Annotated in this window: 14 protein-coding genes; 9 read left to right on the forward strand and 5 right to left on the reverse strand. The window is 71.4% G+C overall.

Annotated elements, in window-relative coordinates:
• Positions 1-98: 98 nt before the first annotated feature.
• The 5 genes from upp to ACFQMF_RS11165 all read left to right on the forward strand — a co-directional run bounded on the left by upp (position 99) and on the right by ACFQMF_RS11165 (position 3,264).
• On the forward strand, positions 99-773 hold the full coding sequence (upp, locus tag ACFQMF_RS11145) for a uracil phosphoribosyltransferase (RefSeq protein ID WP_092564257.1): 675 nt from the start codon (positions 99-101) through the stop codon (positions 771-773).
• Between the two features lie 68 nt (positions 774-841).
• Complete coding sequence (locus tag ACFQMF_RS11150) at positions 842-1,057, forward strand: DUF7569 family protein (protein WP_256410160.1); 216 nt, start codon at positions 842-844, stop codon at positions 1,055-1,057.
• Positions 1,058-1,181: 124 nt separating this feature from the next.
• Positions 1,182-2,465 carry a threonine synthase gene (gene thrC, locus ACFQMF_RS11155; RefSeq protein ID WP_256410159.1) on the forward strand — a complete coding sequence of 428 codons (1,284 nt, stop codon included), beginning with the start codon at positions 1,182-1,184 and terminating at the stop codon, positions 2,463-2,465.
• A gap of 65 nt (positions 2,466-2,530) precedes the next feature.
• Positions 2,531-2,866 carry an antitoxin VapB family protein gene (locus ACFQMF_RS11160; protein WP_256410158.1) on the forward strand — a complete coding sequence of 112 codons (336 nt, stop codon included), beginning with the start codon at positions 2,531-2,533 and terminating at the stop codon, positions 2,864-2,866.
• The gene (locus ACFQMF_RS11165; RefSeq protein ID WP_256410157.1) at positions 2,863-3,264 is read left to right on the forward strand and encodes a type II toxin-antitoxin system VapC family toxin; all 402 of its coding nucleotides are present in this window, start codon (positions 2,863-2,865) and stop codon (positions 3,262-3,264) included. The genes ACFQMF_RS11160 and ACFQMF_RS11165 overlap by 4 nt, the downstream gene beginning before the upstream one ends.
• On the opposite strand, the gene serA is transcribed toward ACFQMF_RS11165, so the two are convergent.
• Complete coding sequence (gene serA / locus ACFQMF_RS11170; protein ID WP_256410156.1) at positions 3,265-4,869, reverse strand: phosphoglycerate dehydrogenase; 1,605 nt, start codon at positions 4,867-4,869, stop codon at positions 3,265-3,267.
• A gap of 222 nt (positions 4,870-5,091) precedes the next feature.
• On the opposite strand from serA, the gene ACFQMF_RS11175 reads away from it, so the two are divergent.
• The gene (locus ACFQMF_RS11175) at positions 5,092-6,384 is read left to right on the forward strand and encodes a hemolysin family protein (RefSeq protein ID WP_256410155.1); all 1,293 of its coding nucleotides are present in this window, start codon (positions 5,092-5,094) and stop codon (positions 6,382-6,384) included.
• A 367-nt stretch (positions 6,385-6,751) separates the two neighbouring features.
• Here ACFQMF_RS11175 and thpR read toward each other — a convergent pair whose 3' ends face one another.
• Both thpR and ACFQMF_RS11185 read right to left on the reverse strand, forming a co-directional pair.
• Positions 6,752-7,348, reverse strand: coding sequence for an RNA 2',3'-cyclic phosphodiesterase (gene thpR, locus ACFQMF_RS11180; RefSeq protein WP_256410154.1), 597 nt, complete (start codon positions 7,346-7,348; stop codon positions 6,752-6,754).
• A 414-nt stretch (positions 7,349-7,762) separates the two neighbouring features.
• Positions 7,763-9,547: an excinuclease ABC subunit C gene (locus ACFQMF_RS11185; RefSeq protein ID WP_256410153.1), complete on the reverse strand. Its 1,785-nt coding sequence runs from the start codon at positions 9,545-9,547 to the stop codon at positions 7,763-7,765.
• A gap of 185 nt (positions 9,548-9,732) precedes the next feature.
• Here ACFQMF_RS11185 and ACFQMF_RS11190 point away from each other — a divergent pair, with 185 nt between their 5' ends.
• From ACFQMF_RS11190 to ACFQMF_RS11200, 3 genes are all read left to right on the forward strand, one after another.
• The gene (locus ACFQMF_RS11190) at positions 9,733-11,343 is read left to right on the forward strand and encodes a methyl-accepting chemotaxis protein (protein WP_256410152.1); all 1,611 of its coding nucleotides are present in this window, start codon (positions 9,733-9,735) and stop codon (positions 11,341-11,343) included.
• Positions 11,344-11,434: 91 nt separating this feature from the next.
• Positions 11,435-12,829, forward strand: coding sequence for a cytochrome P450 (locus tag ACFQMF_RS11195; RefSeq protein WP_256410151.1), 1,395 nt, complete (start codon positions 11,435-11,437; stop codon positions 12,827-12,829).
• 2 nt (positions 12,830-12,831) lie between these two features.
• Positions 12,832-13,035, forward strand: a complete 204-nt coding sequence (locus ACFQMF_RS11200) for a hypothetical protein (RefSeq protein WP_256410199.1) — start codon at positions 12,832-12,834, stop codon at positions 13,033-13,035.
• A 325-nt stretch (positions 13,036-13,360) separates the two neighbouring features.
• Here ACFQMF_RS11200 and ACFQMF_RS11205 read toward each other — a convergent pair whose 3' ends face one another.
• Both ACFQMF_RS11205 and ACFQMF_RS11210 read right to left on the reverse strand, forming a co-directional pair.
• Positions 13,361-13,936 carry a 2'-5' RNA ligase family protein gene (locus ACFQMF_RS11205; RefSeq protein ID WP_256410150.1) on the reverse strand — a complete coding sequence of 192 codons (576 nt, stop codon included), beginning with the start codon at positions 13,934-13,936 and terminating at the stop codon, positions 13,361-13,363.
• A gap of 3 nt (positions 13,937-13,939) precedes the next feature.
• Positions 13,940-14,143 carry a DUF7554 family protein gene (locus ACFQMF_RS11210; protein WP_256410149.1) on the reverse strand — a complete coding sequence of 68 codons (204 nt, stop codon included), beginning with the start codon at positions 14,141-14,143 and terminating at the stop codon, positions 13,940-13,942.
• Positions 14,144-14,223 lie beyond the last annotated feature (80 nt).

Consider the following 14,223-nt stretch of genomic DNA (forward strand, 5'->3'; position numbering starts at 1 on the left):
GGCGCCGAGGCGACGACCGCGAACGGGTCGACAGCCGCGAACGCGCCGGCGGACGAGGGTCGCCACGTTTTAAGCCGAACGCGGTCCCTCTCCCGGTAATGACGATCGAAGACCGGGACGACGCGCACCTCATCACGCACGCGCTGGCGAAGGACACCCTCTCGCGGCTCCGGGACGTCGAGACCGAGCAGGTCGCCTTCCGGAAGGGGCTCGTGAAGCTCGGCCGCATCTGCGGCTACGAGATCATCGACGGGGCGATGGAGACGGAGTACGTCCCGGTCGAGACCCCCTTAGAGGAGACGACCGGCGAGCGCGTGAGGGGGCTCGACGACGTGGTGATCATCAACGTCCTCCGGGCCGCGACCCCGTTCGTGGAGGGGCTCCTGAAGGCGTTCCCGCGGGCGAAGCAGGGCGTCATCTCCGCCGGCCGCGACGAGGAGGCCGGGATGACCGACGGCGAGTTCCCGATCACCATCGACTACGTGAAGCTGCCCGAGATCGGTCCCGACGACACCGTCATCGTCGCCGACCCGATGCTCGCGACCGGCTCGACGATGTGCGCGGTGCTCGGTCACGTCCTCGACGAGGCCGACGGCTTCGAGGACCTGTTCGTCCTCTCCGCGGTCTCCGCGCCCGACGGGCTCGTCCGCGTGAGCGAGCAGGTGCCCGAGGCCGACCTCCTGACGGTCGCCATCGACGACCGCCTCGACGACGACGGGTTCATCGTCCCCGGCCTCGGCGACGCCGGCGACCGCGCCTTCCGGACGGTGTGAGGCCGGCGGGACGAGGGGGGCGACGACCGCCGACGTACTTTTAAGAGCCGTCCCCGCGACCGATCGGTATGAGCAACGCGCCGACGACCGAGCCGTGCGACGACTGCGGCGAGCCGACGACGGACGCGCTCTCGCGGACCGTCCGGCTGAGCGTCGACCGGGCGAACATCGACACCCAGCGGCTCTGCCCCGACTGCTTCGCCGACTGGATCCGGCGCTACCAGGACCGGCTCGGGTCCGGCACCGACGAGTCCGACGGGAGCTCCGAGATCATCGTCGACTGAGGCTCGGAGCCGCGGCCCCTCGGCTCGCCGGCCGCGCCCCGAACCGGTTCGCCTCGGGTCGGGCGCACGGCAACGTCCGTCCCGACCGCCCGTCTTAAGCCGCGGCGGCACGGACCACGACGTAATGGACCTCGCCATCGACGCCCCGGCCCCGGCGGCGCCCGGCTGCGCCGCCGACGGGACGTGGCTCGCCTGCATCGAGTGCGACGAGACGTTCGCCCCCTTCGACGACGTCCGGTACACCTGCGACGCGTGCGACGGGCTGCTGGAGGTGCGCTACGCCGACCCGCCGACGTTCGACGAGTTCGGGTCCGGGGCGTCCTCCGACGGCCCCGACCGCGGCGTCTGGCGCTACCGCGAGGCGCTCCCGTTCGACCTCGGCGTCACGCTCCCCGAGGGCGACACCCCGCTCCACCGCGTCCCGCGGATCGAGGAGGCGGTGGGGGTCGACGCGCTCCGGGTCAAACACGAGGGGATGAACCCCACCGGATCCTTCAAGGACCGCGGGATGACCGTCGGCGTCCGGGTCGCGAAGGAGCTCGGCGTCGGCGCGCTCGCGTGCGCCTCCACCGGGAACACCTCCGCCGCGCTCGCCGCCTACGGCGGCCGGGGCGACATGCAGACGCTCGTGCTCCTCCCGCAGGGGAAGGTCGCCGCGGGGAAGGTCGCGCAGGCGAGCCTCCACGGCGCCCGCATCCTGGAGGTCGACGGCAACTTCGACGCCTGCCTCGACATCGTCCAGGAGCTGGCCGCCCGGGGCGAGGCGTACCTGCTCAACTCCCTGAACCCGTTCCGCCTGGAGGGACAGAAGACGATCGGCTTCGAGATCCTGGAGGAGTTCTACGCCGACTACGGGGCGTTCCCGGACCGGATCGTCCTCCCCGTCGGCAACGCGGGCAACACCTCGGCGCTGTACAAGGGGTTCCGCGAGCTCGTCCAGGCCGGCGCGCTCGACGTCGACGAGGTCCCCAAGCTCACCGGGGTCCAGGCGGAGGGCGCCGCGCCGATGGTCGAGGCGGTCGAGGAGGGGAACGACGAGATCCGCCGGTGGGAAGAGGTCGAGACGCGCGCGACGGCCATCCGCATCGGCAACCCGGTCAACGCGCCGAAGGCGCTCCCGGGGATCCGCAACACCGGTGGCACCGCCGTCGCCGTCAGCGACTCGATGATCACCGCCGCGCAGCGCCACCTCGCCGCCGAGGGCGTCGGCGTCGAGCCCGCCTCCGCGGCGAGCCTCGCCGGCCTCAAGAAGCTCCGGCGCTCGGGCGTCGTCGACGACGACGAGCGCGTCGTCTGCCTGACGACCGGCCATCTCCTGAAGGACCCCGAGGCCGCCTACGAGGCCGGCGGCGACCCCGAGCCCGTCCCGAACGACGTGGACGCGGTGCTCGACCACCTGCACGGCTGAAGCCGGGAGTCGACGCAGACCGCTTGCCCAGTATTTATATACACAAACACATACACAAATATGAGATGGGGACCAAGACAATCGGCGTTCGAGAGGAGGTGTACGACCGGCTCCGTGCCCGGAAGCGTGACGACGAGAGCTTCACCGACCTCATCGATCGGCTGATCGACGAGAGCGAGGGTGACTGGCGAGAGGGGTTCGGGTCGCTGTCGACGGCCGACGCCGACGCACTCCGCGAGGCCGCCGGGGCGAGTCGGGAGCGGCTCAACGAGTCGGGTGTCGAGAGGCAGGCCGAAGCGATCGATCGGTTCGGCGAGGACGCCGATGCCGACGGAGTCGACGGCGGCGACGACCGAACGGGTGACGACCGCACGAGGACCGGAAACGGAGGATCGGCGTGACCCGGTACCTGCTCGACACCACATTTCTCATCGATTATCTTAACGGAGCTGACGACGTTCGGCGATTCCTCGAAGCGCACGAAAACGATGAGTTCGCGACGACGGCGATGAACTACAAGGAGGTCGCAGTCGGGTGGCGGCTGAACGACGCGTTCGATCCGGCGGAACTCTCGGCGGCGTTCGACTGGCTCGAGATAGTTGCGATCACGAGCGAACACGCCTTGGCGGCGAGCGAGTTCGAGGCGGAACTGTACCGCTCCGACGAACACACGAGGCGAGCCGTCGACGCGGCCACCGCGGATCTGCTTATCGCCGGGGTCGCCGAGGCCGAAGGAATGACTGTCGCGACCCGGAACATCGAGGACTTCGACTCGTTCGTCCCGGTCGTCGACTACTGATTACTCCGCCTTCCGCTCGTCCGCCTCGTCCAGCGTGATCTCCGTGACCTCGACGATCCGGTCGTCGTCGAGCAGCGCCTCGATGGCCTCGTCGGGCACGTCCTGATCGAGGTTGTAGACGGTGAGCGCCTCGCCGCCCTGCGTCTCGCGGGCGTTGTACATCCCGGCGATGTTGACGTCGTGGTCGCCGAGGACGGTGCCGATGAGCCCGATGACGCCCGGCTCGTCGGTGTTGCGCGCGACCAGCATGTGGCCGTACGGGACCGCGTCGACGCGGAACCCGTCGATCCGGACGATCCGCGGGTCCTCGCCGGCGAACAGGGTCCCCTCGACCGCGATGGCGTCGTCGCCGTTGCGGACGGCGACGCGCACGAGGCTCTGGAAGTCCTCCGTCTGGCGGGTCTTCGACTCGGTGACGTCGATGCCGCGCTCCTCGGCGAGCCGCGGCGCGTTCACCGAGTTCACCTGCCACTCCAGCGGCTCGAAGACGCCCTTCAGCGCGCTCGCGGTGACGAGGTCGACGTCCTCCTCGGCGATGTCGCCCTCGTAGGTCGCCTCCACCTCGGTGATGCGGCCGTCGAGCAGCTGCGCGGCGACCTTCCCGGCGGTCTCCGCGACGGCGATGTACGGCTTGATCCGCGGGAACGCGGTCTCGTCGACGGAGGGGGCGTTGAGCGCGGTGAGCACCGGTTCGTCGTTGAACGCCGCGAGCACGGCCTCCGCGGTGTCGACGGCGACGTTCTCCTGTGCGGCCTCTGTCGAGGCGCCGAGGTGCGGGGTCAAGACGATCTCCTCGACGTCGAGCAGCGGCGAGTCCCCCGGGAGCGGCTCCTCGGCGAAGGAGTCGAGCGCGGCGCCCGCGAGGACGCCGTCGTCGACCGCCGCCGCGAGCGCGTCCTCGTCGACGATGCCGCCGCGCGCGCAGTTGATGAGGTAGCCGCCCTCCAGCTGCGCCAGCTCGTCTTCCCCGATCATTCCCTCGGTCTCGGGGAGGAGCGGGGTGTGCACCGTCGCGAAGTCGCCACGGGCGAGCGCCTCGTGGAGGTCCTCCACGAGCTCGGCGCCGAGCCGGTCGGCGCGCTCCTCGGAGATGTACGGGTCGTAGACGACGAGGTCCATCCCGAGCGAGTCGAGCCGCTTGGCGACCTCCTGGCCGACGCGGCCGAGCCCGACGATGGTGAGCGTCTTGTTGTTCACCTCGGTGCCGAGGAACTCGCCCTTGGCCCACTCGCCGCCGAGGAGGCGGCCGTGCGCCTGCGGGATCGAGCGCGCGACGGCGAACGTCATCGCGACGGTGTGCTCGGCGGCGGCCCGGACGTTCCCCTCGGGCGCGTTGGCGACGATGACGCCGTGGTCGGTGGCGGCCTCGATGTCGATGTTGTCGACGCCGATGCCGGCGCGGCCGACGATGACGAGGTCGGGGGCGGCCTCGAAGACGGCCTCGGTGACCTCGGTCCCGGAGCGGACGATGAGCGCGTTCGCGTCGCTCACGGCGTCGAGGAGGGCCTCCCCCTCGACCTCGTAGTCCGTTTCGACCTCGTGGCCGGCGTCTCGGAGTCGGTCCAACCCCGGGTCCGCGATGGGGTCGGTCACGAGTACCTTCATGTCCGGATCCACCGGCGGCGCGAGGTTAACGCTTTCCTCATCGCGCCGTTTTGCCGTCCGCGGCGATCCGCGTCCGTGCGTATTTCACCCCTTCATTTCCGGTGGAAGCGGCTCGTTCGTGGTCACCCGGATCGCGGTCGACGGCGACTCGCGACCGGCGGACGCGTCCGTCCGACGCCGCCGCTCCGGTACTCCCTTTGATATCCGGACGCAGGGAGACGCATGGACATCACGATCGCGTTCGCCGGGGTGGCCGCCATCCTCGTGTTGACGGGGATCAGCGCCTTCTTCTCCAGCTCGGAGCTGGCCGTCTTCTCCGTGCCGACGCACCGGATCGACTCGCTGCTCGCCGCCGACGTGCCGGGCGCGCGGGCGCTCTCGGCGCTGCGGGAGGACTCGCACCGCTTCCTCGTCACGGCCCTCGTGAGCAACAACGTCGCCAACATCGCGGCCGCCTCGGTCGCGACCGCGGTGTTCGTGCGGTTCGGCTTCTCCGGCGGCCAGGCGGCCACGGCCTCGACCGCGATCACCTCCGTGTTCATCATCGTCTTCGGCGAGATCGCGCCGAAGTCGTACGCGGTGGCGAACGCCGAGAAGCACGCGCTGCGCGTCTCGCGGCCGGTCGCGGCCGTCCAGCGGATCATCCGGCCCGTGCTGTACGTCTTCGAGGCGCTCTCGGGGATCGTCAACCGGTTCACGGGCGGCGAATCCGACATCGAGTCGTACCTCACGCGGGAGGAGATCGCGACGCTCGTGCTCTCCGGGGAGGCCGCGGGGGCGCTCGACGCCGACGAGAGCGCGATGATCCGCGGCGTCCTCGACCTCGGGTCGACCCGCGTCTCGTCGGTGATGGTCCCGCGCACCGACATGGTGGCGATCCCGGACACCGCGACCCCCGCGGACGTCCTCTCGACGGCCGCGAGCGAGGGCGTCACCCGGATGCCCGTCTACGGCGAGAACCGCGACGACGTGGTCGGGACCGTCGACGTGCGCGACGCGATCCGCGCGGACGAGGCCGGCGAGGACCTCGCGAGTGTGCTGCGCGAGCCGACGTTCGTCCCGGAGACGCAGCCGCTCGACGAGCTGTTCGCGACGATGCGCGCCGACGGCCTCCGGCTGGCGGTCGTCGTCGACGAGTTCGGCGCGGTCGTCGGGCTCGTCACCCTGGAGGACGTGATCGAGGAGGTCGTCGGCGAGCTGGTCGGGCGGTGGGAGCACGACCACGTCGACGTGCTCGGCCCCGACGCCGCGGTGGTCCACGGCTGGACCACGGTCGCGCACCTCAACGAGACGCTCGGCCTCGCGCTGCCGAGCGACGGCGCCGAGACGGTCGCGGGGCTGATCACCCAGCGGCTCGGGCGCGTCCCCGAGGAGGGCGACCGCGTCGAACTCGACGACGTCACGCTCGCGGTCACGGACGCGACCGCGACGCGGGTCACCCGGGTTCGCGTCGAGTACGCGGGTGAGGGCGAAATCGTGGAGCCGACGGGCGACGACGCGAGTAACGACGACTGACGATTTGCGGGGCGGTCGCGGTGGCGCGTGCCTCCGAGCGGCCGGAGCGAAAGCGGAGGCCGCGAGGAGCACGCGCGAGGGACGCGGTGAGCGCTCGGAGAGCGCGAACCGCGAGGCTGGGGAGGCGTGAGGCGCGGGGCTGTGGGGGGCGGGACTCAAAGGGGCAGCCGGGAGGACGAAGACGCGCGACGCAAGCACCGCAGGGAGCGAACGAAGTGAGCGACCGAGGAGCACAGCGAGCGCATCGAGTCCCCCCGGCTGGGGCTTTGGAGGTGTTCGCCGTCGATCAATCAGAGTCAATTTATAAGAGAGTGACCCGGACAGTGGCGGTGCGCTCCGCGCCAGAACGGGTTGTTAGTAAAAAAACTCAGTCCAACGAGAACGTCTCGATCGTCTCGTACTCCGGACCGTCTGGCGTCAGCGTCGACTCCACGAGCCGCACGTCGTCGACCGTGAACCGCCCGAACCGCGGGTCGCGACCGCGGACGACGCGCTGAACCAGCCCCTTCCCGCGGGCGTCGTCCATCCGCGCGAGTGTGACGTGCGGGGTGAACGCGTGCTCCTCCGGGTCGACGCCGATCGCGGTCGTCTCCCGTTCGAGCGCCTCGTGGAGCGCGGTCAGCGCCGCGGTCCCCTCGTCGACCCCCGCCCAGACGACGGAGACGTAGTCGAGGTCGGGGAAGACGCCGAGCCCCGCGACCTCGCAGTCGAAGGGCGCGACGGAAGCGCCCTCGACCGAGGCCGACTCGACCGCGCGCTCGCCGGCCGCGATCACGTCGTTGAGGGCGGGGCGGTCGTCGTCGGGGTCGCTCTCGGAGTCGACCTCGCCGAGGAACTTCAGCGTCACGTGCGCCTGCGTCGGGTCGGTGACCCGCAGCCCTTCGGCGTCGTCGAGGTCGTCTTGGACCGCCGCGAGCGGGTCGGCCAGCGCGTCCGGGAGGTCGACGGCGAAGAACGCGCGCATTACGTGCGAGTCTTTGATCGAGTTCGTTTATAAGTGTCTGGCGCGGAATCGCTCGCTGGTTTATAAACCTCCATCGGCGCGACGGATACCTCCAAAGCCCCAGTCGCTCGGCGATACGTGGCTGATAACAGAACTACGGGGAACACCTCCAAAGCCCCAGCCGTGAGGCTGCCGGACGCTCGCTGCGCTCCTCGGTCGCTCACTCTGTTCGCTCCCTGCGGTGCTTACGTCGCCTCCACCGGCCTCACGGCTGCCCCTTTGAGTCCCGCCCCGCACAGCACCGCAACCGCGCCTCACACCTCCCCAGCCTCGTCGCCCGGCCTCCGCTTCGCTCCGGCCGGGCGACTCCCTCGCGCGTGCTCCTCGCGGCCGCCTTCGGCGGCCACTCGGAGGCACGCGCCACCGCGGATTCACTTACAATCGCTCCCGGATCGTCTCGGCCGTCGCGTCGCCGACGCCGTCGACGTCGGTGAGGTCCGCGCGGGAGGCGTCGCGGACGTTCTCGACCGAGCCGAACCGCCGGAGCAGCCGCCGACGCGTCTCCGGCCCGACGCCGGGCACGTCGTCGAGGACGGTCGCCACCTCGTCGCGGACGGTCTGGTGGTACGAGACCGCGAAGCGGTGCGCCTCGTCGCGCACGCGCTGGAGCAGGTGGAGCTCGGGGGCGTCGTCGTCCCACCGCCGGGTGCCGGTCGGGGTGACGACCAGCTCCTCGGCCTTCGCCAGGGCGACGACGGGCACGTCCCAGCCGGTCTCCGCGAGGGCGTCGCGGGCGGCGCCGAGCTGCCCCTCGCCCCCGTCGATCAGGAGGAGGTTGGGGTCGGGGCGGTCGTCCCGCCCCTCGACCGCGCGCTCGGCGCGCCACCGGACCAGCTCGCGCATGTTGGCGTAGTCGTCGTTGCGATCGGTGAGCTTCTTCCGGCGGTAGTCGGCCGTCTCGGCGCTCCCGTCGACGAAGCAGACGTCGGAGCCGACCACCGCGGTCCCCTGCGCGTGGCTCACGTCGAACCCCTCGATCCGGGCCGGACGGTCGATCCCGAGGCGCTCGCCGAGCGCGCCGACCGGGTCGTCGCGGCCGCCGCGCTTGCGGGCGTTCTTGAGCGCGAGCTCGACGAGCTTCGCCTCGCGGCCCGCGCCGGGGACCCGGACCGCGACCCCCTCGGCCTCCAGCCAGTCGACCACGTCGGGGTCGGCGGGGCGCTCGGCCAGGAGGACCGCGTCCGGGAACTCGCGCTCGGCGTAGTACTGCGTGAGGAACGCGGAGAGCACCGCGGCGGGGGTGTTGGCGTCGGGGTCGGCGGGGGCGCCCTCGGTCGGGTCCGCCGCCTCGCCGTCCCCCACCGCGGCCGCGTCCAGCCGGTGGCGGCTCCGGTCGACCAGCTGGCCGCGTTCGCTGTGGAGCCGGGCGACGCGGGCGGTGTCGCCCTCGACGGCGGCCGCGAGCACGTCGACGGTGCGGTCGTCGGAGCGGTCGCTGACGGCCTCGCCGCCCTCGCCGTGGAACGCCTCGACCGCTTCGAGGCGGTCCCGGAGGTTGGCGGCGCGCTCGAACTCCGCGTCCTCGGCGGCGGCCTCCATCCGCCGGCGCAGCGGGTCGGCGAGGACGCCCGTCTCGCCCTCCAGGAACCGGTGGACTGCAGCCACGTCCTCGGCGTACTCCTCGGGAGATATCTCCCCGGTGCAGGGGGCCGAGCAGATCCCCATCTCGTAGTCGAGGCAGGGGCGGTCGCGGTTCGCGTACTTGTGGTCCGAGCAGCCGCGGAGCCGGTACTCGTCGCGGATCGCCTTCACCACGGCGTCGACCCGGCCCTTGTCGGTGAAGGGGCCGTACGCGACCGCGCCCTCCTCCGGGTCGCGGGTGACCTCGATGCGCGGGACCGGGTGGTCGGTCACGGCGATCAGCGGGTACGACTTGTCGTCCTTCAGCCGGACGTTGAACCGCGGCCGGAGCCGCTTGATCAGGTTCGCCTCCAACAGCAGGGCCTGCGTCTCGGTGTCCGTGACCGCGAACTCGATCCGGTCGGCGCGGGCGACCATGCCCCGGATGCGCCCCGAGCGCGGGTCGGTGTACGACCGCACCCGGTCCCGGAGGTCGACCGCCTTGCCGACGTACAGCGTCGTCTCTCCCGCCTGGAACTGGTAGACGCCGGGCTCGGTCGGGAGGTCCGCGGCCCGCTCGCGCACGGCGTCGGCGTCCATCGAATCCGAGTAGCCGCCCGACGCGTTTGAACGCTGCGGGCGGGGGCCGGAGGAGGCGAGCCGCCGCGGGGGCGCGACGACGTGTTCGGTCGCCCGCCTTTCCTCTCCCTCCGACCGGGCGATTATCAGACGTGAGTAACGGAGGGAACGGTTTATCCGGAGGCTTGGGGGAATCCCACGTAGTTATGACGGGACTTCGCGGACTGCTCCGGAGCGTGTTCGGACGGGATCGGAACTCGCGGTCGGTCCCGGACGGGGGCGTCGTCGTCGACGGCCCCGACGCCGGCGGAGCGCCCAGCGGGGGGCGAGAGCGGGACGACGGCGAGGAGTACGAGATCACCGAGGAGGAGGGCGTCGACCGCGCCGGGACGCTCGCGGCCGCCGGCTTCGAGCAGGTGTTCGACGCGACGAGCGTGCCGACGTTCATCCTCGACGCCGACGGCAACGTCGCCGAGTGGAACGAGTCGATCGCCTCGCTCACGGGCGCCGAGCGCGAGGACGCCGTCGGGCACGGCCACGTCTCGGAGCTGTTCTACCCCGACGGCCGCCGGGCCGACACCCTCGCCGACAAGGTGCTCGACGCGCCCGAGACCGCGGACGAGGTGTACGGGGTCGAGCGCTGCGGCTCGGCGGAGGACCGCTACCGCGACACCAGCACCATGGTGGACCGCCACGGCGACGAGAAGCACATCGAGTTCACGGCGACCCCGCTGTACGACGGCGACGAGCTCGTCGGCGTCACCGAGGTCGTCATCGACCGCACCGAGAACGTCAACGAGCGCGACGCGACGAAGCGGCTGGTCTCGGAGATCCGCGAGACGGCCGAGGAGATCGGGGAGGGCGACCTCGACGCCCGCGCCGTCTGCCACGAGGAGTGCGAGATCCTCGACGAGGAGCTGCTGGCCGTCATCGGCGTCGTCAACGGGATGGCCGAGAACCTCCAGGACCTCTCCGAGAGCGTCCACGAGCAGGCGCGCCAGATCGACGAGACCGTCCAGGAGGCGAGCGGGGCCGCCGCCGACATCGCCGAGAACGTCGACGAGCAGAACGAGCTGTTAGAGGAGAGCGTCTCCGAGATGCAGTCGTTCTCGGCCGGCATGGAGGAGGTCGCCGCCACCGCCGACCAGGTCGACTCGGCCGCGGTCGCCGCCAGCGAGGCCGCCGACGAGGGACTCGACGCCAGCGAGGACGCCCGGGAGGCGACCGAGGACGTGGTCGAGATCGGCGACGAGCTCGTCGAGAGCGTGGGCGCGCTCTCGGAGCGCATGGACGACATCGAGGAGGTCATCGAGGTCATCTCCGACGTCGCCGAGCAGACGAACCTGCTCGCGCTGAACGCCAACATCGAGGCCGCCCGCGCCGGGGAGGGCGGGGACGGCTTCGCGGTCGTCGCCGAGGAGGTGAAGAAGCTCGCCGACGAGACCCGCGGTTACACCGAGGAGATCACGGAGAGCCTCGCGGAGCTCCAGGCGCAGTCCGACGAGACGAGCACCGCCGTCGAGCGCTCGCACGACCGCATCGAGGACGCCGGGACCGAGATCGAGACGGTGCTCGACTCGCTGGAGGAGATCGCCGACGCGGTCGACGAGGCGGCCGCGGGGGTCGCCGAGGTCGCCCGGACCACGGACGACCAGGCCGCAACCGTCGAGGAGCTCACGTCATCGCTGGAGGCGGTCCGGGAGCGCTCCGACCGCACAGAGGACGCGACCGACCGCATCGTCGAGGCGACTGACGACCAGGAGGCCGCCGTCGACGAGCTGATCACCCGCGTCGAGCGGTTGGACGCCCGGCAGTAGACGGCCCGTGGTCGCCCGATCGAGCGGTCCGACTCCCGGCGTTTCCCTCCCGCCGCCGAACGTTTAACCTCGCCCGGACCCTGTCTCTCGTATGTCCGTCACGCCGCCCGGACCCATCGGCGACCCCGTCTTCGGCAACGGTCGCCAGTACGCCGACGACCCGTTCTCGTTCATGCGCGCCTGCGCCGACAGCTACGGCGACGTCGTCCGCTTCGACCTCGGGCCGCGCGAGACCTACCTCCTGACGAACCCCGCCGACGTCGAGCGCGTCCTGGTCGCCGACGCCGACCGCTACCGGAAGCCGCAGTTCGGCGACGACGCCATGGACACCCTGCTCGGGAACGGCCTCCTCATGAGCGAGGGGGAGACGTGGCAGCGCCAGCGGAAGCTCGCGAACCCCTCCTTCCACAACCGGCGGATCGGGGCGCTCGCGGGGACGATGGTCGACCACACCGAGTCGCAGCTCGCGGACTGGAGCGACGGCGACGTCGTCGACGTCCAGCTGGAGGTCGCCCGCCTCACCGTCAAGATCATCGTCTCGGCGATGTTCGGCGCCGACATCACCGACGAGGAGGTGAAGACGGTCCAGGAGGAGCTGGAGCCGCTCGGGGCGCGGTTCGAGCCCGACCCGCGCCGCTTCCTGATCCCGAACTGGGTCCCGACCCGCGAGAACCGCCGGTTCGACGCCGCCGTCGACACCCTCGAATCGGTGATCGACGGGATCGTCGAGCGCCGCCGCGGCACCGAGCGCGACCCCGCCGCCGACCCGGCCGGCCCCGAGGGCGTCGCGGTGCGGGGCCCCGCCGGCGACGCCGACGGCGACCTCCCGATGGACCTGCTCTCGGTCCTGCTGCGCGCCCGCGACCGCGGCGAGCAGACCGACGAGAACCTCCGCGACGAGCTGGTGACGATGCTGCTCGCCGGCCACGACACGACCGCGCTCGCGCTCACCTACACCTTCTACCTGCTCTCGAACCACCCCGAGGCCCGCGAGCGCGTGGCGGCGGAGGCCGAGGCGGCGACCGCCGACGGCGCCCCGACCGCCGCCGACGCCCGCGACATGGAGTTCACCGAGCGCGTGCTCAACGAGTCGATGCGACTGTATCCCCCCGTCTACACCCTGTTCCGCGAGCCGAAGCTCGACGTGAAGGTCGGGGGGTACCGGATCCCGGAGGGCGCCGCGCTCATGCTGTCGCAGTGGGTGGTCCACCGGTCGCCGCGCTGGTACGACGACCCCGAGGCGTTCGACCCGAACCGGTGGGCCCCCGAGCGCCGGAGCGGGCGCCCGCGGTTCGCCTTCTTCCCGTTCGGCGGCGGCCCCCGCCACTGCATCGGGAAGGCGTTCTCGCTGCTGGAGGCCAAGCTGATCCTCGCGGAGGTCTGCTCGCGGTACGACCTAGAGTACGAGGGGCCGGAGCTCTCGCTGCGCGGCTCGCTGACGATGCACCCCGACCACCCGGTGCCGATGCGCGTCCGCGAGCGGTAGGGATAACCGACGACGCGACCGCGTCGTACTGCCGGCGCTGCGGCGAGCCCCTCTCGCGGGGCGTCATCGCGAGCGAACAGCGCGCCTGCTGTCTCAACGCGACCCCCATCGCCGGCGTCTGCCCGACGCACGGCCCCGTCGGGCCGCACCACGCGGTCGACGAGCCGGGCGAGCGCGACGGTGCGGCTACTGAAGACGGCGACTAGGAGTGAGCGCCGTAGGCGACGTGCTATGTATAAATTGATAGCGGTGGCGCGCGCCTCCGAGCGGCCGGTAGGCCGCGAGGAGCGCGTGCGAGGGACGCGGTGAGCGCTCGAAGAGCGCGAACCGCGAGGCTGGGGAGGCGTGAGGCGCGGTTGCTGTGCGGTCGGGTGGGACTCAAAGGGGCAGCCACGAGGCGGGCGCAGGCGACACAAGCACCGCAACGAGGGAGCGAACGAAGTGAGCGACCGAGTGAGGAGCGCAGCGAGCGTGCGCCCGCCTCGTGGCTGGGGCTTTGGAGTTGTTCACCGCCGATCCGTTCGGAGCTATTTACAACTCGATCGTCGCGGCGACCTCGCGGAACTCGGGGTCGTACACCTCCATCGCGTGAACGCGCCACCGGATCGGCTCGAACTCCCGGTTCACGAGGTCGGCCACGACGCCCGGGTCGGGGTTCCCGCCGCGCGCCAGGGTGACGTGCGGGACGAAGTCGTCGCCCTCGATCCCCTCGATCGCATCGTAAGCCGCACAGAGCCGGTGATGGAGCCGGACGAGGGCGTCGCTCTCGACGGCGAGGTACACCACCGGCCGCGACCCGGACGCGGGCGCGTCGAAGACGTCGACCTCGGTCGCGGCGGCGTCGAACGGGCCGGTCCCCGACAGCAGGGGGCGGAGGTCCTCGCGGAGGGCCGCGAGCGCGTCGGGCTTGGGCGGGCTCGGCGCGCCGCCGTCGCGCCCGGAACTCGACCCGTTGCCGTCGACGCGGTCCGGGACGGCCTCGACCCCGAGACGCTTGCAGACGAGGGTGTGCCGGTCGCGCACGCGGTCGAACCCCGAGAGTTTCGGGTGGAGATCGGCCGCGAAATCGCCTATCGCAGGCGGGAGCGGGACGTTCAGGCTGAACACGCCTCAGATCCGGTCGGTGAGCCGTAAGGCGATTAACACGACGATGACGACGACGATCAGGGTCGGGAGCGCGTCGATCAGCGCGAACGTCAGGTCCAGTACCGCTCCGATGACCTCCAGGAGAAGCCACACGATAGCGAGCCCCAGGATCACCTTCAGGAGGTCGTCGACGTCGACGTCGGCGCGGTCCGCGTCGGTTCGGTCCATACGTGGGCGACGGCGGCGGGCGTCAAAGTCTCACCGGCCCGCGGCGTCCGTTGCGCGATCAGGTGCTTCAAAACCCCGCC

The sequence above is a fragment of the Halorubrum rutilum genome, from assembly GCF_042665015.1.
Lineage (GTDB): Archaea > Halobacteriota > Halobacteria > Halobacteriales > Haloferacaceae > Halorubrum > Halorubrum rutilum.